At 65.4% G+C, this 25929-nt stretch carries 37 protein-coding genes and 1 pseudogene; 1 reads left to right on the plus strand and 37 read right to left on the minus strand.

Annotated elements, in window-relative coordinates:
• The 3 genes and pseudogenes from TF1_RS08045 to rplM all read right to left on the minus strand — a co-directional run.
• A pseudogene (locus TF1_RS08045) lies at positions 1-669 on the minus strand (phosphoglucosamine mutase); the annotation flags it as partial.
• Positions 670-893: 224 nt separating this feature from the next.
• Positions 894-1403 carry a 30S ribosomal protein S9 gene (gene rpsI / locus TF1_RS08050; RefSeq protein ID WP_011293036.1) on the minus strand — a complete coding sequence of 170 codons (510 nt, stop codon included), beginning with the start codon at positions 1401-1403 and terminating at the stop codon, positions 894-896.
• A 33-nt stretch (positions 1404-1436) separates the two neighbouring features.
• Positions 1437-1886 (minus strand): 50S ribosomal protein L13, encoded by a 450-nt coding sequence (gene rplM / locus TF1_RS08055; protein ID WP_011293037.1) that lies wholly within the window; start codon positions 1884-1886, stop codon positions 1437-1439.
• A 1711-nt stretch (positions 1887-3597) separates the two neighbouring features.
• Here rplM and TF1_RS08060 point away from each other — a divergent pair.
• Complete coding sequence (locus TF1_RS08060) at positions 3598-4539, plus strand: hypothetical protein (RefSeq protein ID WP_016189234.1); 942 nt, start codon at positions 3598-3600, stop codon at positions 4537-4539.
• 54 nt (positions 4540-4593) lie between these two features.
• Here TF1_RS08060 and truA read toward each other — a convergent pair whose 3' ends face one another.
• The 34 genes from truA to fusA form a co-directional block, all read right to left on the minus strand.
• Positions 4594-5484: a tRNA pseudouridine(38-40) synthase TruA gene (truA, locus tag TF1_RS08065; RefSeq protein ID WP_156482494.1), complete on the minus strand. Its 891-nt coding sequence runs from the start codon at positions 5482-5484 to the stop codon at positions 4594-4596.
• 32 nt (positions 5485-5516) lie between these two features.
• Positions 5517-6035: a 50S ribosomal protein L17 gene (gene rplQ / locus TF1_RS08070; protein ID WP_011293040.1), complete on the minus strand. Its 519-nt coding sequence runs from the start codon at positions 6033-6035 to the stop codon at positions 5517-5519.
• A gap of 65 nt (positions 6036-6100) precedes the next feature.
• Complete coding sequence (locus TF1_RS08075) at positions 6101-7117, minus strand: DNA-directed RNA polymerase subunit alpha (RefSeq protein ID WP_011293041.1); 1017 nt, start codon at positions 7115-7117, stop codon at positions 6101-6103.
• A gap of 146 nt (positions 7118-7263) precedes the next feature.
• A complete protein-coding gene (gene rpsK / locus TF1_RS08080; protein WP_011293042.1) occupies positions 7264-7668 on the minus strand; it encodes a 30S ribosomal protein S11 in 405 nt (134 codons plus the stop codon).
• A 64-nt stretch (positions 7669-7732) separates the two neighbouring features.
• Positions 7733-8113, minus strand: a complete 381-nt coding sequence (rpsM, locus tag TF1_RS08085; RefSeq protein ID WP_011293043.1) for a 30S ribosomal protein S13 — start codon at positions 8111-8113, stop codon at positions 7733-7735.
• Between the two features lie 207 nt (positions 8114-8320).
• A complete protein-coding gene (gene rpmJ / locus TF1_RS15840) occupies positions 8321-8434 on the minus strand; it encodes a 50S ribosomal protein L36 (RefSeq protein WP_011293044.1) in 114 nt (37 codons plus the stop codon).
• Between the two features lie 62 nt (positions 8435-8496).
• A complete protein-coding gene (gene infA / locus TF1_RS08090) occupies positions 8497-8718 on the minus strand; it encodes a translation initiation factor IF-1 (protein ID WP_011293045.1) in 222 nt (73 codons plus the stop codon).
• Between the two features lie 259 nt (positions 8719-8977).
• Entirely contained in the window at positions 8978-9400 is a 423-nt protein-coding gene (locus TF1_RS08095) for a DUF1707 SHOCT-like domain-containing protein (RefSeq protein ID WP_227480927.1), read from the minus strand.
• Between the two features lie 139 nt (positions 9401-9539).
• The gene (gene map, locus TF1_RS08100; RefSeq protein WP_011293047.1) at positions 9540-10364 is read right to left on the minus strand and encodes a type I methionyl aminopeptidase; all 825 of its coding nucleotides are present in this window, start codon (positions 10362-10364) and stop codon (positions 9540-9542) included.
• Positions 10364-10933, minus strand: a complete 570-nt coding sequence (locus TF1_RS08105) for an adenylate kinase (RefSeq protein WP_011293048.1) — start codon at positions 10931-10933, stop codon at positions 10364-10366. The genes map and TF1_RS08105 overlap by 1 nt, the downstream gene beginning before the upstream one ends.
• Positions 10934-12262, minus strand: a complete 1329-nt coding sequence (gene secY, locus TF1_RS08110; protein ID WP_011293049.1) for a preprotein translocase subunit SecY — start codon at positions 12260-12262, stop codon at positions 10934-10936. It abuts the gene before it with no gap.
• A 292-nt stretch (positions 12263-12554) separates the two neighbouring features.
• Complete coding sequence (gene rplO / locus TF1_RS08115) at positions 12555-13004, minus strand: 50S ribosomal protein L15 (RefSeq protein WP_011293050.1); 450 nt, start codon at positions 13002-13004, stop codon at positions 12555-12557.
• Positions 13001-13186 (minus strand): 50S ribosomal protein L30, encoded by a 186-nt coding sequence (rpmD, locus tag TF1_RS08120; RefSeq protein ID WP_011293051.1) that lies wholly within the window; start codon positions 13184-13186, stop codon positions 13001-13003. The genes rplO and rpmD overlap by 4 nt, the downstream gene beginning before the upstream one ends.
• Before the next feature lie 3 nt (positions 13187-13189).
• The gene (rpsE, locus tag TF1_RS08125) at positions 13190-13792 is read right to left on the minus strand and encodes a 30S ribosomal protein S5 (RefSeq protein WP_011293052.1); all 603 of its coding nucleotides are present in this window, start codon (positions 13790-13792) and stop codon (positions 13190-13192) included.
• Positions 13793-13841: 49 nt separating this feature from the next.
• Positions 13842-14228 (minus strand): 50S ribosomal protein L18, encoded by a 387-nt coding sequence (gene rplR, locus TF1_RS08130; protein WP_011293053.1) that lies wholly within the window; start codon positions 14226-14228, stop codon positions 13842-13844.
• Between the two features lie 2 nt (positions 14229-14230).
• Complete coding sequence (rplF, locus tag TF1_RS08135) at positions 14231-14767, minus strand: 50S ribosomal protein L6 (RefSeq protein ID WP_011293054.1); 537 nt, start codon at positions 14765-14767, stop codon at positions 14231-14233.
• 17 nt (positions 14768-14784) lie between these two features.
• The gene (gene rpsH, locus TF1_RS08140) at positions 14785-15183 is read right to left on the minus strand and encodes a 30S ribosomal protein S8 (protein ID WP_011293055.1); all 399 of its coding nucleotides are present in this window, start codon (positions 15181-15183) and stop codon (positions 14785-14787) included.
• 234 nt (positions 15184-15417) lie between these two features.
• Positions 15418-15603 carry a type Z 30S ribosomal protein S14 gene (locus TF1_RS08145; protein WP_011293056.1) on the minus strand — a complete coding sequence of 62 codons (186 nt, stop codon included), beginning with the start codon at positions 15601-15603 and terminating at the stop codon, positions 15418-15420.
• A gap of 10 nt (positions 15604-15613) precedes the next feature.
• The gene (gene rplE, locus TF1_RS08150; RefSeq protein ID WP_011293057.1) at positions 15614-16189 is read right to left on the minus strand and encodes a 50S ribosomal protein L5; all 576 of its coding nucleotides are present in this window, start codon (positions 16187-16189) and stop codon (positions 15614-15616) included.
• The gene (gene rplX, locus TF1_RS08155; protein ID WP_011293058.1) at positions 16189-16494 is read right to left on the minus strand and encodes a 50S ribosomal protein L24; all 306 of its coding nucleotides are present in this window, start codon (positions 16492-16494) and stop codon (positions 16189-16191) included. The genes rplE and rplX overlap by 1 nt, the downstream gene beginning before the upstream one ends.
• Before the next feature lie 3 nt (positions 16495-16497).
• Complete coding sequence (gene rplN / locus TF1_RS08160; protein ID WP_016189239.1) at positions 16498-16866, minus strand: 50S ribosomal protein L14; 369 nt, start codon at positions 16864-16866, stop codon at positions 16498-16500.
• Between the two features lie 123 nt (positions 16867-16989).
• Entirely contained in the window at positions 16990-17265 is a 276-nt protein-coding gene (rpsQ, locus tag TF1_RS08165) for a 30S ribosomal protein S17 (RefSeq protein ID WP_011293060.1), read from the minus strand.
• Positions 17262-17519 carry a 50S ribosomal protein L29 gene (gene rpmC / locus TF1_RS08170; RefSeq protein ID WP_011293061.1) on the minus strand — a complete coding sequence of 86 codons (258 nt, stop codon included), beginning with the start codon at positions 17517-17519 and terminating at the stop codon, positions 17262-17264. The genes rpsQ and rpmC overlap by 4 nt, the downstream gene beginning before the upstream one ends.
• Entirely contained in the window at positions 17519-17935 is a 417-nt protein-coding gene (gene rplP / locus TF1_RS08175; RefSeq protein WP_011293062.1) for a 50S ribosomal protein L16, read from the minus strand. Before rplP ends, rpmC begins: the two co-directional genes overlap by 1 nt.
• 2 nt (positions 17936-17937) lie before the next feature.
• The gene (rpsC, locus tag TF1_RS08180) at positions 17938-18750 is read right to left on the minus strand and encodes a 30S ribosomal protein S3 (RefSeq protein WP_011293063.1); all 813 of its coding nucleotides are present in this window, start codon (positions 18748-18750) and stop codon (positions 17938-17940) included.
• On the minus strand, positions 18750-19127 hold the full coding sequence (gene rplV / locus TF1_RS08185) for a 50S ribosomal protein L22 (RefSeq protein ID WP_011293064.1): 378 nt from the start codon (positions 19125-19127) through the stop codon (positions 18750-18752). The genes rpsC and rplV overlap by 1 nt, the downstream gene beginning before the upstream one ends.
• A 78-nt stretch (positions 19128-19205) precedes the next feature.
• On the minus strand, positions 19206-19484 hold the full coding sequence (rpsS, locus tag TF1_RS08190; protein ID WP_011293065.1) for a 30S ribosomal protein S19: 279 nt from the start codon (positions 19482-19484) through the stop codon (positions 19206-19208).
• A 12-nt stretch (positions 19485-19496) separates the two neighbouring features.
• A complete protein-coding gene (rplB, locus tag TF1_RS08195) occupies positions 19497-20330 on the minus strand; it encodes a 50S ribosomal protein L2 (RefSeq protein ID WP_011293066.1) in 834 nt (277 codons plus the stop codon).
• Between the two features lie 53 nt (positions 20331-20383).
• Positions 20384-20674, minus strand: a complete 291-nt coding sequence (gene rplW, locus TF1_RS08200) for a 50S ribosomal protein L23 (RefSeq protein ID WP_011293067.1) — start codon at positions 20672-20674, stop codon at positions 20384-20386.
• Positions 20671-21339 (minus strand): 50S ribosomal protein L4, encoded by a 669-nt coding sequence (gene rplD, locus TF1_RS08205; RefSeq protein WP_011293068.1) that lies wholly within the window; start codon positions 21337-21339, stop codon positions 20671-20673. The genes rplW and rplD overlap by 4 nt, the downstream gene beginning before the upstream one ends.
• Before the next feature lie 3 nt (positions 21340-21342).
• On the minus strand, positions 21343-21993 hold the full coding sequence (gene rplC, locus TF1_RS08210; RefSeq protein ID WP_011293069.1) for a 50S ribosomal protein L3: 651 nt from the start codon (positions 21991-21993) through the stop codon (positions 21343-21345).
• A 14-nt stretch (positions 21994-22007) separates the two neighbouring features.
• Complete coding sequence (gene rpsJ, locus TF1_RS08215) at positions 22008-22316, minus strand: 30S ribosomal protein S10 (RefSeq protein ID WP_011293070.1); 309 nt, start codon at positions 22314-22316, stop codon at positions 22008-22010.
• Positions 22317-22531: 215 nt separating this feature from the next.
• Positions 22532-23725 carry an elongation factor Tu gene (tuf, locus tag TF1_RS08220; protein WP_011293071.1) on the minus strand — a complete coding sequence of 398 codons (1194 nt, stop codon included), beginning with the start codon at positions 23723-23725 and terminating at the stop codon, positions 22532-22534.
• Between the two features lie 53 nt (positions 23726-23778).
• Complete coding sequence (gene fusA / locus TF1_RS08225) at positions 23779-25893, minus strand: elongation factor G (protein ID WP_011293072.1); 2115 nt, start codon at positions 25891-25893, stop codon at positions 23779-23781.
• Positions 25894-25929 lie beyond the last annotated feature (36 nt).

Here is a 25929-nt window from a genome sequence, read left to right on the forward strand (position 1 = left end):
CGCGTCCAGGTTGGTGGACCCGCATCCCTCGTTGATGTTGAACCCGTCGGGCTTGTCGCCGATCGCGATCACGTCGGCGCCGGCACGGCGCAGCGCCTCCGGGGCGATCCCCGCTGCCGCACCGTTGGCGCAGTCCACAACGACTTTCAACCCGTCCAAGCGGTTGGGCAGGGAGTTCACCAGGTGGGTGATGTAGCGTTCCACGCTGTCCGTATCGTCGGTGACCCGGCCGACGTCCCGGCCGGTTGCCCCCGCCACGGCACGGCCCAGCCGCCGTTCGATCTCGTCTTCCACCTCGTCTGACAGTTTGTGGCCGCCGCGGGCGAAGAATTTGATGCCGTTGTCCGGAGCCGGATTGTGACTGGCGGAGAGCATCACCCCGAAGTCCGCGTCCAGTTCGCCTGTCAGAAAAGCCACGGCAGGCGTGGGCAGCACACCGAGGCGGATGACGTCCACCCCGGCGCTGGCGAGTCCCGCTACTACGGCCGCTTCCAGGAACTCGCCTGAGGCACGCGGATCACGGCCGACCACGGCGCGGGGCCGCTTTCCGGGAATGCCTCGCTCTGGGAGGACTTCAGCCGCCGCAATGGCGAGCTCCAGGGTTAGTCCAGCAGTGAGATCGCGGCCCGCAAGCCCGCGGACTCCGTCGGTGCCAAACAGCCGTGTCACGAACCAATCGCTCCGTTTCGTCCAGATGATGGCGCTGGTCGCCGCTACGGACACCAGTATGTGGCGGCGAGAGCGCACCAATGCCGATAGAAACGACTATGGCCCGCACTGACCACTCGTTTTTGAGACAACGAGTCATCAGTGCGGGCCTAGGACCTGTTCCCCGTGGGACACGTCCAATCGTGACCACGTTGTAATAACGTGGTCGCCAAGTCGGAAAAGAACTACCGCTTGGAGTACTGGGGCGCCTTGCGGGCCTTCTTAAGACCGGCCTTCTTCCGCTCGACCTTCCGGGCGTCCCGAGTGAGGAAGCCGGCCTTCTTCAGCGGCGGACGGTTGTGCTCGGGATCCATGGCGGCAAGTGCGCGGGCGAGGCCGTGACGGAGCGCACCGGCCTGGCCGCTGGTGCCACCGCCGTTCAGGCGTGCGAAGACGTCGTAGGCGCCCTCAAAACCCAGAGTGGCCAAGGGCTCCTTGATGAGCTGCTGGTGCACCTTGTTCGGGAAGTACTCCTCAAGCGACTTGCCGTTGATCTTCCACTCACCGGTGCCCGGGACGACACGGACGCGCGCGACAGCGGTCTTCCGGCGGCCCGTTCCCAGAGAGGGGCCGACCGCCGTCGGGATGTATGTCTCGCCGACCGTCTCGGGAGTCTCGGTGGTGTACTCGGCCGGGTACTCTTCGGAGTTCTCGTCGTATTCCTGAACGTCTTCGATGCCGGTGGGCTCGACCACGGTTCTCCTCGTACTTCCTTAGTCTCGCGACGCCTACGCGGGCTGCTTGATCTTGGTGATCTCGTACGGCACCGGCTTCTGGGCCTGGTGCGGGTGCTCCGGCCCGGCGTACACCTTGAGCTTCTTCGCCATCCGACGGCCGAGAGAGTTCTTCGGCAACATGCCCTTGACCGCCTTCTCTACAGCGCGTGCCGGGTTCTTCGCCATCAGTTCGCTGTAGGGAATGGAACGCAGGCCGCCGGGGTAGCCGGAGTGACGGTAGGCCCGCTTCTGCTCCAGCTTCTTACCGGTCAGCACCACCTTGTCGGCGTTCACGACGATCACGTAGTCACCGGTGTCGACGTGGGGCGCGTAGTACGGCTTGTGCTTGCCGCGCAACAGCGTGGCAACGCGACTAGCCAGCCTGCCGAGCACGACATCGGAGGCGTCGATGACGTGCCACTGACGCTGAATATCGCTGGGCTTGGGGCTGAATGTGCGCACGATCGTATTGCCTTCTCAGTCGGCGGTGTCCGTCTCTGTGCGAGACGGCAAACTCGTACTTACTGGACCGAACAGTCTCCGGGTGTCCCGGAACTCTTCGATAGATTTGAGTGCGCAGACGGTGATGCGTGATCGGCGCCCAACGAGGTCTGGTGGGTACCCACGGCAACTCAACGCACAACGACAGAGAATCGTAACCCGCACGCAGGCCACGGTCAAAATCCCCATGGCTCTCGTGGCATGCCATGGGGCGACCAGGCTCGCGCACGATGCGCGATTACTCCACTCTCATTATGCCTTGACCGTCGAGTGCTTGCGCACTGTCACCGGTCCCGACCCGCCGGGTCGATCACACCACCACGCGCGTCAATTCGAGGTCAGGTGCTCTGCCCCAGGGGAACCGGACGGTGGAACGGTCCACTGCGGAAAGCACTGACTAGGATGGTGCCGGCAGTGTCGCCACCGCCTTATCACATGAGGATAGCGTGTGAGCGGGGAAACCCCGCACCGCTCTCCTCGTTTCTTCTGTTCTGCCCCTGGCGGTGTGTCCGCTCGAACGTGCGACGCTCCGACAGGACTGTTCGCCCCCCTGGTCCGGTTCGCGGCTTCGCGACCGATTCTGAACAGGCGAGAATACGGAATTCGTGACGAAGCACGCGGCGGGGTTCAGCCGTTCGCGGCTCCACTCCCCGCCCCAGGACAGCATCCGGAGTCTCCCATCGCACCGCAACCGAACGAGCCAGCCGACGGACCAACTCCTCTCGGACCGTCGTTCCCTCCCCCGCCCGCCGACCCTCATCAGGGCGCGGACGAGACCGCGCAGGCTCCGCGGTCTGCTTCTTCCCTTCCATCATCCCCATCCAGCCAAGGCCATGACCTTCTCGGGTTGGAATCGCAATCCCCGTTAGGACCTATGCCATCCACAGCTCGTCCACCCCAGCCATCTCCTGGACAGCCTGGACCTTCCGGCCCGCAGCCCGCTCCGGGCCACGCGTCGACGGGGCCGCAGCCTGCCCAAGGACAGCCCGTGCCTGCGGGCCCGCACCCCGGTCAGGGGCAGCCCGCGCTTACCGGCCCGCAGCCTGCACAGGGCCAGCCCGGTCCTACGCAAGGCCAGCCGATGACGGGGCCTCAACCACCCCAAGGACAGCCCGGCCCCGGACAACCCCCCGGCCCACCACCCCGCCAGGCCCCACCCGCCGGACCACCCCTTCCCCCAGCCGGGGCCGCCCCCTCCGGACCCCAGCAAGGCCCCGCCGCATGGAATGCCCCCAGCGGCGCCCAACCACGCCTTCCTGCACCAGCCCAGGGCGGTTCCTCCGCCCCGCCGCCACAGCCTTCCCCGGCGCCGCCGGTGCCCGGCCCTGGCCACCCGGTACCGCCGGGGCCGCAGCCTGCACAGGGCCAGCCCGGTCCTGCGCAAGGCCAGCCGATGACGGGGCCTCAACCACCCCAAGGACAGCCCGGCCCCGGGCAACCCCCCGCCCCACCACCCCGCCAGGCCCCACCCGCCGGACCACCACCAGCCGCCCCACCCCTTCCCCCAGCCGGGGCCGCCCCCTCCGGACCCCAGCAAGGCCCCGCCGCATGGAATGCCCCCAGCGGCGCCCAGCCGCCTCTTGCGCCTCCGGCGGGACAGGCTGCGGCATCACCGCCGCCCACGGCGCCCTTCCCCCCGCAGCAGCCCACGGAGCAGCCGCTCCAGGGGACCGTGCTGCCCCCAGGGGGGAAGGCACCCGGGGCCGAGGACGCTACCCAGGTCGTTCCTCCGGTCGCTGACGACGCCACCCAGGTGGTGCCCCCGGTGGACGCGGCAGCCACGCAGGCGATGCCGCCCGCAGGAGCCGCGCCCTCGGCTGGGCGGGACGACATCTTCGGCGGTCGGCCCATGTTCCGGGACGAGGTCGCCGCATCGGAGCCGGCGGCCAGCACCGCGGAAATGGACCTGTCCGAGTACGACGACTACGTGGACAGCCAGCGCCGCCGCTTCCCGGCGCGTCCGCTCCTCATCGGCGCTGGATTCGTCGCTCTCCTCCTCGTTGCCGGAGGAGGCGCGTTCCTGCTCGCTTCAGGAGGAGGCGGCTCCGAGTCCGCCGCCCCTTCGCCGGAAGGCGGCTACGACGTCTCGCTCGTCTCCGACGAATCCACCGATCCGGAACCGCTCAAAGCCGGGGAGCTCTTCGCGGAAGAGACCGTCGACATCGACGGGGAAACCTTCAGCCTCCTGCTCACCGACGACACCGACCGGTGCGACACCACCGCGCACGGCGACTACGCCGCGGTGCTCACCGAGCACGACTGCCGCCAAGTGGTACGGGCCACCTACGCGAACGAGGACGGCACCCGCGCTGTCACCGTCGGGGTGGCCGCGATGGCCAACTCCGACGGCGCGCAGGCAGCAGCCGAAGCACAAGACCCCGCAAACACCCTGTGGTTCGCTGGACTAGCCGGCCAGGAAGGCAGCGGGGCCGAGCGGATGGACATCGCCGGCGGCCACGTGGCCAGCGCGGTGTGGGGCCGCTACGTGGTCTTCTCCCTCGCTGCCAACGCAGACGGCCGAACCCCGGAAAACGAAGACCCGGAGCTGGAGAAGATCAGCGCCCACTTCATTGACCTGGCTCTCGCCCCCTTGGGCGAGCGGGCCGTGCAGTAGGCCCTGCAACCACCCTGCCGGGGGTGCCGCGGCCGTGGCACCCCCGGGCCGCGGCTACTCTGCGGCCCGCTCCAAGACCCGGAACCTGCGGGTCGCCGCGGCCCGTGCGGCCAGCTCCTCATCCGCCGGGTAGCGCACCTCCTCCAACGTGAGGCCGTGCGGCGGCACCACGTGCACCGCCGAATCGCGTACCCCGGCCCGGAGCACTTGAGCAGGCCACTCCGGGGGACGACGGCCGTCCCCCACCGCGAGCAGCGCCCCCACTAGGGCGCGCACCATGTTGTGGCAGAACGCGTCCGCTTGCACCGTGGCCGCGTACACGTGCTCGCTCTCCCGCCGCCACTCCAAACGCTGGAGCTCCCGGACCGTGGACGCTCCCTCCCGTTTCCGGCAGTAGGCGGCGAAGTCGTGTTCGCCCAGCAGGGCGGCCGCAGCCTCGTTCATCCGGTCGACGTCCAAGGGGCGGCGGTGCCACAAGACTTCGTGGCGGCGCAGCGGATCCACCCCGCCCGGGGCATCGCTCACCCGGTAAACGTAGCGGCGGAACAGCGCGGAAAACCGGGCGTCGAACCCCGGGGGTGCCGGGGCTACCGCGGTCACCCGGACGTCAAGAGGCAGCACCCCGGCCAGGCGGCGCAGCAGCCGCTCCCCCTCGGCCTCCCACACGGACGCGGGCACGTCCACGTGGGCCACCTGGCCGCGGGCGTGCACTCCCGCATCCGTGCGGCCCGCCACGGTCAACTGGGGGGTGGGGATCCGCAGCACCCGGGCCAGTGCTGCCTGGAGCTCCCCTTGGACGGTGCGCCTTCCCGGCTGCTCCGCCCACCCGGAGAAGTCCGTGCCGTCATAGGAAATGTCTAACCTCAGCCGGGTCAGAGTCTCGTCCGTCACTGTTCCTGTCTCCGTCCACGACAAATGCCCGGCCCCCTGACGGGAACCGGGCATTCACACCATCACACGAGTGAAGGCTGGGGAGGTTACTTCTCCTCCGCTTCCCCTTCAGCCTGAGAAGCGTCGGCGGCCTCCGCGGTCTGCACCGAGGTGGCGCCCTCCGCGGGCTGCTTGCCGGCCTCAGCGGCGGGTTCCTGGCTCGCCGCTTCCTCGGTCTGCGCCCGCTTGCTGCCCGTCGCCGGCTTGTTCAGGGCTTCCACCAGCTCGATCACGGCCATCGGCGCGTTGTCGCCCTTGCGGTTGCCGATCTTGGTGATCCGCGTGTACCCGCCGTTGCGGTTCTCGTAGCGCGGGCCGATCTCGGTGAACAGCTCGTGCACAACCGCCTTGTCCCGGATCTTGGTCAGGACCTGGCGGCGAGCGTGCAGGTCACCGCGCTTCCCCAGCGTGATCAGCTTCTCCGCGTAGGGGCGCAGACGCTTGGCCTTGGCCTCCGTGGTCTTGATGCGACCGTGCCGGAACAGGGCGGTCGCCAGGTTCGCCAGCATGAGCCGCTCGTGTGCCGGGCCTCCGCCCAGCCGAGGCCCTTTCGTTGGCGTAGGCATGGTGTTCTCCTTTGATGCGGCCGCCCCAGTCCTGAGCTGGACCGGACCAGCCGGGGGTCTGTGGTCTAGTACTGCTCAGTCTCGACGTAGGACTGGTCGTGGTCGGAACCGTACGAACCGGCCGCGCTCCCCGGGTCGAACCCGCCCTGGGCGTCCTTCAGCGCGAGCCCCATGTCGCTCAGCTTCTGCTTGACTTCCTCTATTGACTTCGCACCGAAGTTCCGGATGTCCAGCAGGTCCTGCTCGGTGCGAGCGACGAGCTCGCCGACCGTGTGGATACCCTCGCGCTTGAGGCAGTTGTAGGAGCGGACCGTGAGGTTGAGGTCCTCGATCGGCAGTGCCAGATCCGCGGCCAGCGCAGCGTCCGTGGGAGAGGGACCCATGTCGATGCCTTCGGCGTCGACGTTGAGCTCCCGCGCCAACCCGAACAGCTCCACCAGGGTCTTGCCCGCGCTGGCCACCGCGTCGCGAGGCCGGATGGCCGGCTTGGTCCAGACGTCCAGGATGAGGCGGTCGAAGTCGGTGCGCTGCTCGACACGGGTCGCCTCGACCTTGTAGGTGACCCGCATGACGGGAGAGTAGATGGAGTCAATCGGAATCCGGCCGATCTCCTGCCCCGGCTGCTTGTTCTGGGCGGCGGAGACGTAGCCACGGCCCCGTTCGACCGTCATCTCCATCTCCAGCTTGCCCTTGCTGTTCAGGGTCGCGATGTGCATCTCCGGGTTGTGCACCTCGACCCCGGCAGGCGGAGCGATATCGGCGGCGGTGACCACTCCCGGTCCCTGCTTGCGCAGGTACATCAGTACCGGCTCGTCGTGCTCCGAGCTCACCACGAGACCCTTGAGGTTCAGGATGATCTCGGTAACGTCCTCCTTGACGCCGGGCACGGTGGTGAACTCGTGCTCAACACCCTCGATGCGGATGCTGGTCACGGCAGCACCGGGAATCGACGACAGCAGGGTGCGGCGCAGCGAGTTCCCGATGGTGTAGCCGAAGCCCGGCTCCAGGGGTTCAAGGATGAACTTGGAGCGGAACTCGGAGATCGGCTCTTCGGTCAGGGTGGGACGCTGAGCGATCAGCATGGTCCGTTTCTTCCTATCTCTCCCACGGCCGCCCGCTATATGACGGCCACTGGTCGGCCCCGCGGCCTGCGGGACCATTAACTAGCAACTGCCGGTCCGCCCCTCCGCCCGGTCTTACGCGGCGGAGGCGGCGTATGGAACGCGAATCAGACCCGGCGCCGTTTCGGCGGACGGCAGCCGTTGTGCGGAACCGGGGTGACGTCCTGGATCGAGCCGACCTCGAGCCCGGTCGCCTGCAGCGAACGGATCGCGGTTTCCCGGCCCGAGCCCGGACCCTTGACGAAGACGTCGACCTTGCGCACCCCATGCTCCTGCGCGCGGCGTGCGGCGGCCTCGGCAGCCATCTGCGCGGCGAACGGAGTGGACTTCCGCGACCCCTTGAACCCGACCTGTCCGGCACTGGCCCAGGAGATCACCGCGCCGGTCGGGTCGGTGATGCTCACAATCGTGTTGTTGAAGGTGCTCTTGATGTGCGCGTGCCCGTGGACGACGTTCTTCTTCTCTTTGCGGCGCACCTTGCGCCCGGCGCCCTGACGGCTCTTAGGCGGCATTCCCTACTCCCAAGATCATCGATCCGTTGCTGGCATCGGGCCCGAATGGCGGGGCCCGAACGGACTACTTCCGACCGGCCTTCTTCTTTCCGGCCACGGTCTTCTTCTTGCCCTTGCGGGTCCGTGCGTTGGTCTGCGTGCGCTGGCCGCGGACCGGCAGGCCGCGGCGGTGCCGGATACCCTGGTAGCAGCCGATCTCGATCTTGCGCCGAATGTCGGCCGCAACCTCGCGGCGCAGGTCACCCTCGACCTTGTAGTTGGCGTCGATCCACTCGCGGAGCTTGACCAGCTCCTCTTCGGTCAACTGGTAGACGCGGGTGTCGGGGTTGACCCCGGTGTTGGCCAGAGTCTCGGCCGCGCGGCTCCGGCCGATGCCGTAGACGTATGTAAGAGCGACCTCCACCCTTTTGTCCCGGGGGAGGTCGACGCCGGCGATGCGCGCCATCGGGCGTACTCCTTCTATGTCGCGGAGGTCTTTCCCGTTCCCGTGCCCTCTCGCCGCCCAACGACGAGGCCCCGGCCTCCGACCGGGGGTGGTCCCGGGGCACAATGCTCCGCCGGGATAGGAACGGGATTCTTCACACTGCAATGCCGGCCGACACATGTCGTCACCGGCGAACTGATTCTCCTATGTCAGAAAGCCAGGACTGGATTAACCCTGGCGCTGCTTGTGCCGCGGGTCCTCGCAGATCACCCTGATCTTGCCGTGACGGCGGATCACTCGGCACTTCGCGCAGATTCTCTTAACGCTCGGCTTAACCTTCATCGTCACTCCGGGTTCTGGGTCCACCTGCGTCGACCGCGGAACGGTGGACGCGAGCGGAGAAGCTACTTGTAGCGGTAAACGATGCGCCCGCGCGTGAGATCGTACGGGCTCAGCTCCACAACAACTCGGTCGTCGGGAAGAATACGGATGTAGTGCATCCGCATCTTTCCGCTGATGTGAGCCAGAACCTTATGCCCGTTGTCAAGCTCCACTCGGAACATAGCGTTGGGCAGGGACTCGATAACGGTGCCCTCAATCTCGATGGCGCCGTCTTTCTTAGCCATATCCTCCACGCTTCTGGAATCGGCCCCGTGAACACGGGGGCTACGGGTGCGGATCTCTCCGAGTGTGGAATGATCCGGCGCCCGACCAGGAATTGACCACTGAAATGCAGGTCAACTGCACTATCTTACGTCACGCGGATCGAAGACGCTTCTGCAGGCAGCCTGACCCAACAACCCGAGTGTTGTGCTCTCTCAGTCTACCTGCTCCCGTGAACGTCTTTGTCAGGCCGCTCCGCGCCGCGGTATGCCTGCCGCCCCACTACCCTCGGTGCGTCCGCTGACCCCACACAGTGATGTACACCACGGCCACCGCCCACAGGCCGATCGCCGCGACATACCATACGAGGTCTGCACCGAAGGAGACGAAGGCGGTCAGCGCACCGCCGAAGAGCAGCGTGCTCGCCCCGCCCACCAGCCAGCGCCTGGCCGTACCCGCAGCAACCGGGGCCCGGGTGTGTCGGGTACTCGCCACCAGCCCAGGAAGATCAGCCAAGTCATAGCCGGGCAGGTCCTCGGTGAGCGCGGCCAGTTCGCCCCGGGTCCGCGCCTGGTACGCCTGCGCGATCCGCTCGGCGAGCTCCTCCTCGTCCAAGCGCCCCTGCGCGCAATGTTCCCGGAGGCGTTCGGCGACACGCTCCCGATCCGCGTCGGAAGCCCGGACATGGGGGTTGGACTCCGCCACCACACCTCCTCCGCCGCTCTGTCCTTTTCACGCTACGGTCCGGTGGCAAGGAGGAGCAAAGACCGCGGCTGAAAATTCGTGTGGGCCGCCTGGGAAGGAGGCGGCCCACACGAATTCAGCACTGCTTCAGCACTGCGGTTCAGAAACCGGGATCCGGGAATCCGAGCGAGGCGATCTTCTCCCGGTTCTCCTCTCGGGCGGTGAGCACCAGGGGGCCGTCGGCTGTGATCGCCACCGAGTGCTCGAAGTGCGCCGAGCGGCTCCCATCCCGTGTCACCACGGTCCACCCGTCCTCCAGCAGGTGGACGTGCCGGGTGCCGCGGTTGACCATGGGCTCGATCGCCAGGCACATGCCTTCGACCAGGCGCATTCCCCGGCCGGGCGGCGAGTAGTTGAGCACGTGCGGCTCCATGTGCATCTGGGTGCCGATCCCGTGCCCGCCGTACTCGCGGACGTTTCCGAAGTTGCCGCGCGAAGCGATGTAGGACTCGATGGCATGCCCGATGTCGCCGAGCCGGTTGCCCGGACGCATCTGCGCGATGCCCTGCCACATCGCTTCCTCGCACACCTCCATCACCGTGCGGTCCTCCTCGGTAACCGTCCCCACCGGGACCGTGATGGCGGAGTCGCCGTGCCACCCGTCGAGGATGGCCCCGCAGTCGATGGAGATGATGTCCCCGTCCGCAAGCACCTTGGTGGCCCGCGGAATCCCGTGGACCACCTCTTCATTGACGGAAGCGCAGATCGATCCGGGGAAACCGTGATAGCCCTTGAAGGACGGGATGGCCCCTGCCTCGCGGATGCTCTGCTCGGCAAGGGCGTCCAACTCCAAGGTGCTGATCCCGGGACGCACCGCCTCGCGCAGCAGGTCGAGAGTGCGGGCCACGACTCGCCCCGCAGCCCGCATCTTCTCGATCTCAGCCGGCGACTTCAGTTCGATCCGGTTTCGCCCTTTACGCAACATCAGGCTCTGCTTTTCAGCGCTGTCATGGCCCGCTGGGTGACCTCCTCGATCGGCCCGACTGCGTCGATCTTCTCCAGCAGTCCGCGCTTCTCGTAGAAGGAGACCAGCGGAGCAGTTTGCTCCCGGTAGACGACCAAACGGTGCCGGATCGTCTCCTCGTTGTCGTCGCTGCGGTTGTCGATCCGGGCCCGCTCCGCAAGCCGCCGGATCACTTCCTCCTCGTCAACGACGAGCTCGAGGACAACGTCGAGCTTGACACCCAGATCGGCAAGCATCTCGTCCAGCGTTTCCGCCTGCGCGAGATTGCGCGGAAAGCCGTCCAAGAGGAAGCCTGCACGAGCGTCGTCCTCGGCCAGCCTATCGCGCACCATGGCGTTGGTGATCTCGTCAGGGACGAGGTCGCCACGGTCCATATAGGCCTGGGCCTTCTTACCCAACTCGGTGCCACCGCTGACGTTGGCACGGAAGATGTCTCCGGTGGACACCTTCGGAATCGACAGTTTGGACGCCAAGATCTGGGCCTGGGTGCCTTTTCCGGCCCCTGGAGGTCCCACCAGTACAACGCGCATCTATCGCAGAAAACCCTCGTAGTTCCTCTGCTGGAGGTGACTCTCGATCTGCTTCACCGTGTCCAGCCCGACACCAACCATGATCAGGATGCTGACGCCGCCGAACGGGAAGTTCGCGGCAGCCCCGGAAGTCCCCAGAGCCACCATCGGCAACAGCGCGATCACACCCAGGTACAGCGCACCAGGCGTCGTCAGCCGGGTAAGGACGTAGTCCAGGTACTCGGCGGTCGGACGTCCCGGGCGAATACTCGGGATGAATCCACCGTACTTCTTCATGTTGTCGGCCACTTCAGCGGGGTTGAAAGTAATGGCCACGTAGAAGAAGGCGAAGCCGACAATGAGGAGGAAGAAGGTGGTCAGGTAAACCGGGTGGTTCCCCATCGGGTTGAAGTAGGTGTTGAGGAAGTCCACCACCTTGTTGTCGGTTTCGGCGCCCAGCAGTCCGACCACCAGGGTCGGCAGGTACAGCAGGGACGAGGCGAAGATGACCGGAATCACACCGGCCTGGTTCACCTTCAGCGGGATGTAGGTCGAGCTGCCACCGTACATCCGGCGGCCCACCATGCGCTTGGCGTACTGCACGGGGATACGGCGCTGGGCCTGCTCGATGAAGACCACACCTGTGATAAGCACCACTCCGGCCACGCAGACGAGGGCGAAGACCCACGCGGGGTTCTCGCTCCAGATGCGCATCATGCCGGCGGGGAACTCCGCGATGATCTGGGTGAAGATCAGCAGCGACATGCCGTTGCCGACCCCGCGCTCGGTGATCAGCTCACCGAACCACATGATGACGCAGGTGCCCGCAGTCATCACGAACACGATCATGATCAGGACCGGCAGCTCGTAAGAGGTGTGGAGGAAGGGCATGTACTCTTCGGGTATACAGGCGTTCTGGAAGAGCTGCCCGGTCCGGGCCATCGCGATGACACTGGTGGACTGGAGGACGGCCAGAGCGATCGTCAGGTAACGGGTGTATTGTGTGATCTTGCTCTGCCCGGCCTGGCCTTCCTTCTTCAGTGCTTCAAGCCGCGGCACCACCACCGTGAGCAGGTTGAGGATAATGCTCGCGGTGATGTACGGCATGATGCCCAGCGCGAAGACGGCGAGTTGCAGCAGCGCGCCACCGCTGAACAAGTTGATCAGCGCATAGATATTCGAGGCACCGGTCTCGGCCGTCTGCTGGACACACTTCTCAATAGCGACACTGTCGATCCCCGGGGCGGGGATGACGGCGCCAAGCCTGAAAATCGTCAGGATAAACAGCGTGAACAGCAGTTTGTTACGTAGTTCAGGCGTGCGAAACGCACGGACGAACGCACCTAGCACGTCTCCTCCTGCCAGGCGTCGACGGCGCAGCCGATTCGAGACATCGCGGCCGATCCTGGATCGTCGTAATCATCGGCCCCGACCACAACAGCCGGAGCCTCGTCAAGTCAAGCAGAAGGCACATTAGCAGCCATTGAACAATTGGTGTGGACCACCAAGTTCACAATAAGAACACACTCGGTGGCACACCGTACCAAGAACCCCCCGGAAAAAGGGACAGGGGCGTTCACCGATCTTCCCAATCTCGTGGGCATGATCGATGAGACGCCCCCACACGTCCTCAGGGATGCCCCTAGATCTCGGTGACGCTGCCACCAGCCGCAAGGATCTTCTCCTTGGCAGAGCTGGAGAACGCGTTCGCGCTCACCCGCACCGGAACCGAAATCTCTCCAGTGCCCAGCACCTTGACCGGCTGATTCTTGCGCACCGCACCCTTGGCGACCAGGTCCTCAATGGTGACCTCGCCGCCCTCGGGGTACAGCTTGCTCAGCTTGTCCAGGTTCACCACCTGGTACACGGTCTTGAATTTGGCGTTACTGAAGCCCTTGAGCTTCGGAATCCGGCGGATGAGGGGCATCTGGCCACCCTCGAAACCGGCCGGCACCGTGCTCCGAGCCTTGGTGCCCTTGGTACCGCGGCCGGCGGTCTTACCCTTCGACGCCTCACCGCGGCCCTTGCGGATCTTGGCCTTGTTGGAGCCGGGGGCCGGACGCAGGTGGTGGAGCTTGAGCAACTCGCTCATGAGCTGACCTCCTCGACGGTGACGAGGTGCGCGACAACGTTGATCTGTCCGCGAACCTCGGGGCGGTCGTCGCGGATGACCGACTTACCGATCCGACCGAGGCCGAGGGAGGCAAGCGCGGCGTGCTGCTTCCGGTTACCGCCGATCTTCGACCGGACCTGGGTAATCTTGAGCTTCGCCATCACCTACACCCCCGCCTTGGCTTCCGCGCGAGCGCGCAGCATGGGCGCCGGAACGACATCTTCCAGCGGCAGGCCACGCCGGGCGGCGATCTCTTCGGGACGGCTCAGGCTCTTCAGAGCAGCAACCGTCGCGCGCACAATGTTGATCGGGTTCGACGACCCGAGCGACTTGGTGAGGACGTCGTGGATGCCAGCGCACTCCAGCACGGCACGCACCGGACCACCGGCGATCACACCGGTACCGGGAGCGGCCGGGCGGAGCAGGACCACGCCGGCAGCGTCCTCTCCCTGGACCTGGTGCACGATGGTGCCCCCGATCCGCGGGACCCGGAAAAAGTTCTTCTTCGCTTCCTCAACACCCTTGGCGATCGCCGCGGGCACTTCCTTCGCCTTGCCGTAGCCGACGCCGACCATGCCGTTGCCGTCGCCGACCACGACCAGAGCGGTGAAGCTGAACCGGCGTCCACCCTTGACGACCTTGGCGACCCGGTTGATCTTCACAACCCGCTCGATGTAGGAGACGCCCTTGTCAGCGGAACCGCCGCGGCGATCGTCACGGCCGGAACGCCGCTCGCCACCGGCGCCGCGCCGCGGAGCTGCAGCCATCAGTGGTTCCTCTTCCCGTCGTTGAAACTGCGGTTGTCAGGAGTCATCACTAGAACTCCAGGCCGCCTTCGCGCGCGCCGTTAGCCAGCGCCGCGACACGGCCGTGGTAGCGGTAGCCGGCCCTGTCGAAAACGACAGCGGTGATCCCGGCGGCTTTCGCACGCTCGGCGAGCACCTTGCCCACCAGGTGCGACTTCTCGGTTTTCCTGCCCTCCTCGCCGCGGATGGAGGCCTCCAGGGTGGAGGCGGACACCAGGGTGTGCCCCTTGGTGTCGTCCACAATCTGCGCGACGATGTGCTTGAGCGAACGGGTGACGACCAGACGCGGACGCTCCGGCGTGCCCCGAACCTTCTTGCGGACCCGCATGTGGCGGCGCGCCCGGGCGGCCGCACGGGGGGAAACGCCCCTGCGGGTAAGCGACGACCTCTTCGCCATGCTTACTTACCAGCCTTTCCGGCCTTGCGGCGGATTCTCTCGCCCTGGTAGCGGATGCCCTTCGCCTTGTAGGGGTCGGGCTTGCGCAGGCTGCGGATGTCCGCGGCCACCTGGCCCACCTTCTGCTTGTCGATTCCCTCGACGTGCAGCAGGGTCGGCTTCTCCACCCGGAACGTGATGCCCTCCGGAGGTTCCACGACGATGGGGTGGCTGTAGCCCAGAGAGAACTCCAGGTTCCGGCCCTTGGCCTGGACGCGGTAGCCCACACCCGAGATCTCGAGGGTCTTGGTGTACCCCTTGGAGGTGCCCTCGATCAGGTTGGCAATCAACGAGCGGGTAAGCCCGTGCAAGGAACGGGTCTGCGGTCGATCGTCCGCACGCGATACCTTTACCTGGCCGTCTTCCAGGGTAACGGTGATCGACGGCGGGACAGTGTGCTTGAGTTCGCCCTTCGGCCCCTTGACTTTGACGTCTTTACCGTCGATGGTGACTTCGACGCCCTTGGGGACCGAGATCGGCTGTCGGCCAATACGCGACATGCTGAAATCTCTCCCTGTTACCAGACGTAAGCGAGGACTTCGCCGCCCACGCCGTTCTTCTTGGCCTCTTTGTCCGTCATCAGGCCGCTGGACGTCGAAATAATGGCCACGCCAAGTCCGCCGAGGACACGCGGAAGGTTGTCCTTCTTCGCGTACACCCGCAGACCAGGCTTGGACACACGACGGAGCCCGGCGATAGCACGCTCACGGGTGGGCCCGTACTTGAGAGTCACCACCAGGTTCTTGCCGACGCGGGCGTCTTCGACACGCCAGCCCTGGATGTAGCCCTCCTTCTGGAGGATCTCGGCGATGTGCGCCTTAATCTTCGAATACGGCATCGCCACGGTCTCGTGGTATGCCGCGTTCGCGTTACGCAGACGTGTGAGCATGTCTGCGATTGGGTCGGTCATCGTCATGGCCGATTGGCCCTTTCCTCGCTGCGGTTTCCCCGGAAACGGAACTCTCCCCCGAGCCCGCGTCCCGATTTATTCGGGTTGTCCGAGGACCTGCCGCGTGGTCATGGACATCGGGCGGGTGGGTGTTCCGCGTGATGTCCGGTCGGTCGTGAACACAATGATGAGCGGCGGGCACACGCCCCACCGCATACCTGCCGGGGCCGGCCGGACCGGCCGACCCGACGAGTCTGCTTGCTACCAGCTGGCCTTGGTGACGCCCGGCAGCTCGCCCCGGTGCGCCATCTCGCGGAAGCAGATCCGGCACAGGCCGAACTTCCGGAAGACAGCGCGCGGGCGGCCACACCGCGAGCATCGAGTATACGCACGAACCCGGAACTTGGGCTTCCGGTTCGCCTTGGCGATCAGCGCCTTCTTGGCCATCCCTACTCCCCTAGTCTTCCTTGAAAGGGAATCCGAGCCGCCGCAGCAGGCTCCGCCCTTCCTCGTCGGTGGCCGCCGTGGTGACGATCGTGATGTCCATGCCGCGCTGCCGGTCGACCTTGTCCGGGTCGATCTCGTGGAACATCACCTGTTCGGTGAGACCGAAGGTGTAGTTCCCGTTCCCGTCGAACTGCTTGGCCGACAGGCCGCGGAAGTCACGGATGCGCGGAAGCGCTAGGGTGAGCAGCCGGTCCAGGAACTCCCACATCCGGTCGCCGCGCAGCGTCACACTGGCTCCGATGGGCTGACCCTGCCGCAGCTTGAACTGCGCGATGGACTTCTTGGCCCGGTTGATCTTGGGCTTCTGTCCCGTGATCGCGGACAGGTCAGCGATCGCACCCTGGATGAGCTTGGCGTCCCGGGCCGCGTCGCCGACACCCATGTTGACCACGATCTTGGTCAGCCCAGGCACCTGCATGATGTTCGTGTAGCCGAACTCTTCACGCAGGGCCGGGATGATCTCCTCGCGGTACTTCTGCTTCAGCCGCGGAATGGGCGGAGCGTCGATCTCGTTCGTGACCGTCATCAGATTTCCTTACCGGTACGGCGGGAGATCCGAACCTTGGTTCCGTCCTCCTTGAAGCGGTAGCCGACCCGGGTAGGACGGCCGTCCTCAAGGAGCGCGACGTTGCTCACGTGGATCGGCGCTTCGAGGGTGACAACCTCACCCTGCTGGCCACCCGCCTGGTTCGCCTTCTTGTGCTTCTTAATGAGGTTGACGCCCTCGACGATGACTCGCTGCTCCTTGGGAAGGGCCTTCTTGACCTTCCCCGTGGCACCCTTGTCCTTACCGGCGATGACGATAACCTCGTCGCCCTTCTTGATCTTCATCGCCTAGAGCACCTCCGGCGCCAGCGAAATGATGCGCATGAACTTCTTGTCTCGCAGTTCACGGCCGACCGGGCCGAAAATACGGGTGCCCCGCGGGTCCCCACCGTCCTTGATGAGCACGGCGGCGTTCTCATCGAAGCGGATGTAGGAGCCGTCGGGCCGACGGCGTTCCTTCGTGGTGCGCACGACAACGGCTTTGACGATGTCGCCCTTCTTGACCCCCGCGCCGGGCAGGGCGTCCTTGACGGTCGCCACAATCGTGTCACCGATGCTCGCGTACCGCCTGCCCGAGCCGCCAAGGACACGGATGGTCAGCAGCTCCTTCGCACCCGTGTTGTCGGCGACCTTGAGTCGCGACTCCTGCTGAATCACGTCTGCTCCTGATATGTGCGCGCGGGCTCATCACCCGCGCTCGCTAGCTGGTCCGCCCCGCCGCGGTGACCGGTCTCCACCAACCGATCACCGCGGCGGGTCAGAGATCGCAGCGGCGATCCCTTACTTGGCCTTCTCCAGGATCTCCACGACGCGCCAGCGCTTAGTCGCAGACAACGGCCGGGTCTCCATCAGACGCACCCGGTCGCCAACACCGGCGATGTTCGCTTCGTCGTGGGCCTTGTACTTGGTGGTGCGGCGGATGATCTTGCCGTACAGCGGGTGCTTGAAGCGGTTCTCCACCGCCACGACCACCGTCTTGTCCATCTTGTCGCTGACGACGTAACCCTCGCGGACCTTGCGGTGGTTACGTTCCTGTGCCGTGGTCTTCTCACTCATTCGGCTGCTTCCTTCGCCTTGTCAGCCGACTCCTCGGCAGCCAGCGGCATGATGCCCAACTCGTGTTCGCGCAGCACCGTGTAGATCCGCGCAATCTCACGCTTGACAATCCGCAAGCGACTGTTGTTGTCCAGCTGCCCAGTAGCGGCCTGAAAACGGAGGTTGAACAGCTCTTCCTTCGCCTCCTTGAGCTTCTCGGTCAGCTCCTTGACGGAGTAACCGCGAAGCTCAGCGGCGGTAAGGGACTTAGCCATTACTCCCCCGCCTCTCGCTTCACGACCTTGCACTTCATCGGCAGTTTGTGGATGGCCCGGCGAAGGGCTTCCTTCGCCACAGGCTCAGGCACACCTGCCAGCTCAAACATCACCCGGCCGGCTTTGACCGGAGCGACCCACCACTCCGGGGAGCCTTTACCGGAACCCATCCGGGTCTCAGCCGGCTTCTTGGTCAGCGGACGGTCCGGGAAGATGTTGATCCAGACCTTGCCACCACGGCGGATGTGGCGGGTCATCGCGATACGCGCCGCCTCGATCTGCCGGTTAGTGACGTAGGCGGACTCCAGAGCCTGGATGCCGTACTCGCCGAAGTGGACGCTCGTACCGCCCTTAGCACGCCCCCGCAGGCTGGGGTGGTGCTGCTTGCGGTGCTTGACCTTGCGGGGAATGAGCATCGTCAGCTCCCCTCGTTCCCGGACTTCGCGGCCTTAGCGGCCTCGGTCGCCTGGGCGGTCGCCTTCTCAGCCTGCTGTTGCTGCTGGCCGCCGCCTCCGCCGCCGCCACGACGACGGCGTCCCGGACGCTCCCGGCGCTGCGGACCAGCAGCACGCTGCGCGGCCTGGGCGGCCTCGCGCTCAGCGCGGGTCATCGGCGCTTCGCCCTTGTAGATCCAGACCTTCACGCCGATACGGCCGAAGGTGGTACGCGCCTCAAAGAAGCCGTAGTCAATGTCGGCGCGCAGCGTGTGCAGCGGCACCCGGCCTTCGCGGTAGAACTCGGAACGCGACATCTCGGCGCCGCCGAGACGGCCACTGCACTGGACACGGATGCCCTTGGCCCCGCTCTTCATCGCGCTCTGAATGGCCTTGCGCATGGCACGGCGGAACGCGACTCGGCTCGACAGCTGCTCCGCCACCCCTTGAGCGACGAGCTGGGCGTCGATCTCAGGGTTCTTCACCTCGAGGATGTTGAGCTGGACCTGCTTGTTGGTCAGCTTCTCGAGGTTGGCACGGATGCGGTCGGCCTCCGCACCGCGGCGGCCGATGACGATGCCCGGCCGGGCGGTGTGGACGTCGACCCGGACCCGCTCACGGGTGCGCTCGATCTCCACCTTGGAGATCCCGGCGCGCTCCATGCCGCGAGTCAGCATCTGGCGGATGGCTACGTCTTCCTTGACGTAGTCCTTGTACAGCTTGTCGGCAAACCACCGGCTCTTGAAGTCGGTGGTCACTCCGAGGCGGAACCCGTGCGGGTTGACTTTCTGTCCCACTATCGGGTCCTTTCCTTCCTCTTGGCCGACGCGGCGCCCACGGTGTCACGCGGCGCGACTTCCACAGTGATGTGGCTCGTCCGCTTGTTGACTCGGAACGCACGGCCGAAGCCTCGCGGCCGAATGCGCTTCAGAGTCGGTCCTTCGTCCACCCAGGCGCGACTGACGACCAGCGTTTCACGGTCCAACTTGTCGTTGTGCTCGGCATTGGCGATGGCGCTGGCGAGCACCTTCCCCACCGGTCCACTTGCCGCCTGAGGTGCGAACCGGAGCACCGCCTGAGCCTCCTCAGCGGGCAGCCCGCGAATAAGGTCCACCACCCGGCGGGCCTTTCGGGGCGTGACGCGGACAAACCGCGCTTGTGCCCTCGTTCCCATCGCTTTTCCCTCGCTCACGGAAATCTCACCCCCACCACCGTGGGGTCCTGACGCTTCTCACAACTGACCGGACGTCCGCTAGCGGCGGCTGCGGCGGTCCTCCTTGACGTGGCTGCGGAAAGTACGCGTGGGGGCGAACTCGCCGAGCTTGTGGCCGATCATCGCTTCGGTGATGAACACGGGGACGTGCTTGCGGCCATCATGCACGGCGATGGTGTGCCCGATCATCTCGGGAACGACCATGGAGCGGCGCGACCACGTCTTGATGACGTTCTTGGTGCCCTTCTCGTTCTGCTCCAGCACCTTCTTCATGAGGTGGTGGTCGACGAAAGGCCCCTTCTTAAGGCTACGTGGCATCAGTCGTGCTCCTTACCGCTTCTTCTTGCTACGCCGACGCACGATGAGCCGGTCGCTGGGCTTGCCCTTCTTACGGGTCCGGCCCTCGGCCTTACCCCACGGGCTGACGGGGTGGCGGCCACCGGAGGTCCGGCCCTCACCACCACCGTGCGGGTGGTCGATCGGGTTCATCGCCACACCACGGACGCTCGGGCGCTTGCCCTTCCACCGCATCCGGCCGGCCTTACCCCAGCTGATGTTGGCGTGTTCGACGTTGCCGACCTGGCCCACAGTGGCCCGGCATGCGACCTCGACCTGCCGCATCTCGCCCGAGGGCATACGCAGGGTGGCGTAGGCACCCTCCTTGGCGAGGAGCTGGATCGCCGCTCCGGCCGCACGGCCCAGCTTGGCACCGCCGCCCGGCTTGAGCTCCACCGCGTGCACGAACGTACCGGTGGGGATGTTGCGCAGCGGCAGGCAGTTCCCCGGCTTGATGTCAGCCGCGGGGCCGTTCTCGACCCGGTCGCCCTGCTTCAGACCCACAGGCGCCAGGATGTACCGCTTCTCGCCGTCCACGTAGTGGAGCAGCGCGATACGTGCGGTGCGGTTCGGGTCGTACTCGATGTGAGCGACCTTGGCGGGAATACCGTCCTTGTCGTGGCGGCGGAAGTCGATCAGCCGGTAGGCGCGCTTGTGGCCGCCGCCCTGGTGGCGGGCAGTGATGCGACCGTGACCGTTGCGCCCGCCCTTGGAGTGCAGCGGACGGACCAGGGACTTCTCAGGCTTCGAGCGGGTGATCTCAGCGAATGTGCTGACGCTCCCCCCGCGACGCCCTGGGCTCGTCGGCTTGTACTTTCGAATGCCCATCTCTTTCGTGCATTCCTTACGTGTGAATCGATCTCAAACGGCACGGCTGGAGATCAGACTCCGAAGATGTCGATCCGGTCGCCGTCCTTCAGGCTCACGATCGCGCGCTTGGTGTCGGGCCGCTTGCCGTAGCCGAACCGGGTGCGCTTGCGCTTGCCTTTCCGGTTAATCGTGTTGACGGAGGTGACCTTCACGTCGAAGATCTGCTCCACCGCCATCTTGATCTGGGTTTTGTTGGCCTCGGGGTGGACCAGGAAGGTGTACTTGTTCTGGTCCAGCAGGCCGTAGCTTTTCTCGGAAATCACCGGCTTGATGATGATGTCCCGAGGGTCAGGGATCCTCACTGGTCGTCCTCCTGAGACGCCGCGATCTTGCTGCCCTTGGCGTGTGCCAGGAACTCCTGGTAACCGGCTTCGGTGAACACGATGTCGTCGGCGTAGAGCACGTCGTAGGTGTTGACCTGGTTGGCGTCGAGGATGTGCACCTCGGGGAGGTTCCGCAGCGCGAGACGGTTGTGCTGGTCTTCGCGCGACAGAACCACCAGCACCTTGTCAGAGTCGGTGATCTTACGCAGCGTCTTCAGCGCAGTCTGGGTGCGCTTGGTGGTGACGTCCTCGGGGACGAACTCGCTGACGACGTGGATACGTCCGTGCTGCGCCCGGTTGCTGAGCGCCCCGCGCAGGGCGGCAGCCTTCATCTTCTTGGGCGTCCGCTGGGCGTAGTCGCGCGGCTTGGGGCCGTGCACCGTACCACCGCCGGTGAACTGGGGCGCACGGACAGAACCCTGGCGGGCCCGGCCGGTGCCCTTCTGGCGGTACGGCTTCTTACCACCACCGCGGACCTCACCGCGGGTCTTGGTGGAGTGCGTCCCCTGCCGGCCTGCGGCCTGCTGGGCGACCACGACCTGGTGGATCAGCGGGATGTTGACCTTCTGCGCGAAGATCTCGTCAGGGAGCTCGACGCTTCCCTTCGCCGCGCCCTCGCGGTCCTTGACCTCGATGGTCGCCATGGCTTACTTGCCCCCCTTCACGGCGGTGCGGACGAGAACCAGGCCACCGTTGGGACCGGGAACCGCACCCTTGACCAGAAGGAGGCCCTTCTCGGCGTCAACTGAGTGCACGGTGAGGTTCTGCACGGTGCGGCGCACGTTGCCCATGCGGCCGGCCATGCGCATTCCCTTGAAAACACGGCCTGGGGTGGCGCAGCCACCAATGGAACCAGGAGAACGGTGCTTGCGCTGGGTGCCGTGCGAGGCGCCGAGGCCGCCGAAGCCGTGGCGCTTCATGACACCGGCGTACCCCTTGCCTTTCGTCTTTCCGGTGACGTCAACCTTTTCACCAGGCTGGAACACGTCAGCGGTGATCTCCTGACCGACCGTGTACTCGCTGGCGTCGGAGGTGCGCACCTCGACGTAGTGGCGGCGAGGGGTGAGGTTGTGCTTACGCAGGTAATCGCCGAGCGGCTTGTTCACCTTGCGCGGGTTGATGTGGCCGTAGCCGAGCTGAATCGCGGAGTACCCATCGGTCTCCGGGGTACGGACGCGAGTCACGACAGCTGGGCCGGCCTTCAACACCGTCACAGGCACAACTTTGCCGGACTCGTCGAAGACCTGGGTCATGCCGAGCTTTTCGCCCAGGACTCCCTTGATCTGCTTGGTCGTCATGTCTTCAGCGTCCTTTAGAGCTTGATCTCGATGTCGACACCAGCCGGGAGGTCGAGCCGCATCAGCGAGTCGACGGTCTTCGGCGTCGGGTCGATGATGTCGATCAGCCGCTTGTGCGTGCGCATCTCGAAGTGCTCACGCGAGTCCTTGTACTTGTGCGGCGATCGGATGACGCAGTACACGTTCTTCTCGGTCGGCAACGGCACCGGGCCCGCGACTTGCGCGCCGGTCCTCGTCACAGTCTCGACGATCCTGCGGGCCGATTTATCGATGACCTCGTGGTCATAGGCCTTGAGCCGAATGCGGATCTTCTGTCCCGCCATGGTGGCCTTCGTCCTTCGTGTCAGTGTCCTAGAGACGCAGCGCCGTAAAGGGCCAGTGCGCTCCGGAGGAACTTCCGGTTGAGGCTCTATTCACCTGAGAAACCGCTACAGGGCTGTTCCCTGCTGGGTGGCATCACCGCAAGAGCCCGATGACGTCCTTCATGGTGTCGGGCGGTCGGGTTGCTGACGGACCCGACCGCCCGACCAGAGTCGTGCTACTTGATGATCTTGGTGACGCGACCCGCGCCTACGGTCCGTCCACCCTCACGGATGGCGAACTTCAGACCCTCTTCCATCGCGACCGGCTGGATCAGCTTGACGGTCATCGAGGTGTTGTCACCGGGCATGACCATCTCGGTGCCCTCGGGGAGGGTAACGACACCGGTGACGTCCGTGGTCCGGAAGTAGAACTGCGGGCGGTAGTTGTTGAAGAAGGGCGTGTGGCGGCCACCCTCGTCCTTGGAGAGGATGACGACCTGGGCCTCGAACTCGGTGTGCGGGGTGGTGGTGCCAGGCTTGATGACGACCTGACCGCGCTCCACCTCCTCGCGCTTGACACCACGCAGCAGCAGACCGACGTTGTCACCGGCCTGGCCCTGGTCGAGCAGCTTGCGGAACATCTCCACACCGGTGACGGTGGTGGTGATCTTGTCGTCCTTGAGGCCGACGATCTCGACGGTGTCGTTGACGTTGATGACACCGCGCTCGATACGGCCGGTGACGACGGTACCGCGACCGGTGATCGAGAACACGTCCTCGATCGGCATGAGGAACGGCTTGTCGATGTCCCGCTGCGGCTCGGGGATGTTCTGGTCCACGGCCTCCATCAGCTCGAGGATCTTCTTGCCCCACTCGGGGTCACCCTCGAGGGCCTTCAGCGCGGAGACGCGGATCACGGGCACCTCGTCGCCCGGGAACTCGTACTCGTTGAGCAGCTCGCGGACCTCGAGCTCAACGAGGTCGAAGATCTCCTCGTCGTCCACCATGTCGGACTTGTTGAGAGCCACGACAATGTAGGGGACGCCGACCTGGCGAGCCAGGAGCACGTGCTCCTTGGTCTGCGGCATCGGACCGTCAGTAGCGGCGACCACCAGGATCGCGCCGTCCATCTGGGCGGCACCGGTGATCATGTTCTTCACGTAGTCCGCGTGACCGGGGCAGTCCACGTGCGCGTAGTGGCGGCTCTCGGTCTGGTACTCCACGTGCGAGATGGAGATGGTGATACCGCGCTCGCGCTCCTCCGGGGCCTTGTCGATGTCCTCGAAAGGCGTGAACGGGTTGAGGTCCGGGTACTTGTCGTGCAGAACCTTGGTAATCGCCGCGGTCAGCGTGGTTTTACCGTGGTCGATGTGACCGATGGTGCCGATGTTTACGTGCGGCTTGGTCCGCTCGAACTTGGCCTTCGCCACTGGATTACTCCTAGACGTACAGGTTGCTTAGCTGGACAGGTGAGGTGTCGTGGCTATTCGCCGCGGGCCTTCGCAACGATCTCCTGCGAGACGTTGGAGGGGACCTCCGCGTAGGAGTGGAACACCATCGTGTAGTTAGCCCGACCCTGGGTACGGCTGCGCAGGTCACCCACGTAGCCAAACATTTCCGACAACGGAACGAGTGCCTTGACGACACGGGTCCCGGCGCGTTCCTCCATGGACTGGATCTGACCGCGCCGGCTGTTCAGGTCACCGATCACGTCGCCCATGTACTCTTCCGGCGTGGTGACCTCAACCGCCATGACCGGCTCGAGGAGAACCGGGTTGGCTTTACTGGCCGCCTCCTTGAAGGCCATGGAACCGGCGATCTTGAAGGCGAGCTCAGAGGAGTCCACGTCGTGGTAGGCCCCGTCCTGGAGGGTCACCTTGATGCCGACCAGCGGGTATCCAGCGAGGACACCGAACTGGGCGGCCTCCTGGCAACCAGCGTCTACCGACGGGATGTACTCCCGCGGGATACGACCGCCAGTGATGTTGTTGACGAACTCGTAGCCCGGGCTGTCACCGTCACCGTCGATCGGAAGCGGTTCGAGGTCGATGACCACGCGACCGTACTGGCCGGCGCCACCCGTCTGCTTCTTGTGGGTGTACTCGACGCCTTCGACCTTGCGGCGAATCGTCTCGCGGTAGGCCACCTGGGGCTTACCGATGTTGGCCTCGACCTTGAACTCTTCGCGCATCCGGTTGACGAGCACCTCGAGGTGCAGCTCGCCCATACCGGAGATGACGGTCTGACCGGTCTCCTCGTCGGTAGTCACTCGGAAGGAGGGGTCCTCCTCCGCAAGACGCTGAATCGCGGTACCGAGCTTCTCCTGGTCGCTCTTGGTCTTGGGCTCGATCGCGACTTCGATGACGGGAGCGGGGAAGGTCATCGACTCCAGGACAATCGGGTTGGCCTGGTCGCACAGGGTTTCGCCGGTGGTGGTGTCCTTCAGGCCCACCACTGCGACGATGTCACCGGCGCCCACCCGCGTGATCTCCTCACGCTTGTTGGCGTGCATCCGGTAAATCTTGCCAATCCGCTCCTTGCGGCCCTTGATGCTGTTGAGAACCTGCATGCCGCTTTCGAGCACCCCGGAGTAGATCCGCAGGTAGGTGAGCTTACCGAGGTGCTGGTCGCTCATGATCTTGAATGCGAGAGCGGCCAGCGGCTCTTCTTCGCTGGGCTTGCGCTGGAGCGTGACTTCCTCGTCCTTGTCCTGGGGGTCGTGACCCTCGATCGCCTCGATGTCCAGCGGCGACGGCAGGTAGGCGACGATGGCGTCCAGCAAGGGCTGCACGCCCTTGTTCTTGAACGCGCTACCGCACAGGACCGGAACGGCGGCACCGGAGATCGTGGCCCGACGGATCGCGGCAACGAGCTGCTCCACCGTGGGCTCCTGGCCCTCGAGGTACAGCTCCATGATCTCGTCATCAGCTTCAGCCACAGCCTCGACGAGCCGCTCGTGGCCCTCCTGCGCGGCCTCTGCGTAGGCGTCCGGGATCTCGATGGTGTCGTACATTTCGCCCTTGGGGGCGTCCGGACTCCAGACGTAAGCCTTCATCCGGATGAGGTCGATGACACCCTGGAAGTCGGATTCGGCGCCAATCGGAAGCTGGACAGCCAGCGGGTTGGCGCCAAGACGCTCGCGGATCATGTCGACGCAGCGCTGGAAGTCCGCGCCGATCTTGTCCATCTTGTTGACGAAGCAGATCCGCGGCACGTTGTACCGGTCGGCCTGGCGCCACACCTGCTCCGACTGGGGCTCGACACCTTCCTTGCCGTCGAACACGGCGACTGCGCCATCGAGGACCCGCAGCGAACGCTCCACCTCAATGGTGAAGTCGACGTGACCGGGCGTGTCGATGATGTTGATCGTGGTGTCGTTCCAACGACAGGTGGTCGCGGCAGACGTAATCGTGATGCCGCGCTCCTGCTCCTCTTTCATCCAGTCCATCGTCGCCGAGCCCTCGTGGGTCTCGCCGAGCTTGTAGTTGACACCGGTGTAAAAGAGGATGCGCTCTGTCGTCGTGGTCTTGCCCGCGTCGATGTGCGCCATGATCCCGATGTTGCGGACCTTGGCGAGGTCAAGAGCAGTGGTAGCCATGGGGCTCGTCTTCTCTCGGTCTCTCGTGTGGCAAAC

It is taken from the genome of Thermobifida fusca NBRC 14071 = JCM 3263 (genome assembly GCF_001592045.1).
GTDB classification, from domain to species: Bacteria; Actinomycetota; Actinomycetes; order Streptosporangiales; family Streptosporangiaceae; genus Thermobifida; species Thermobifida fusca.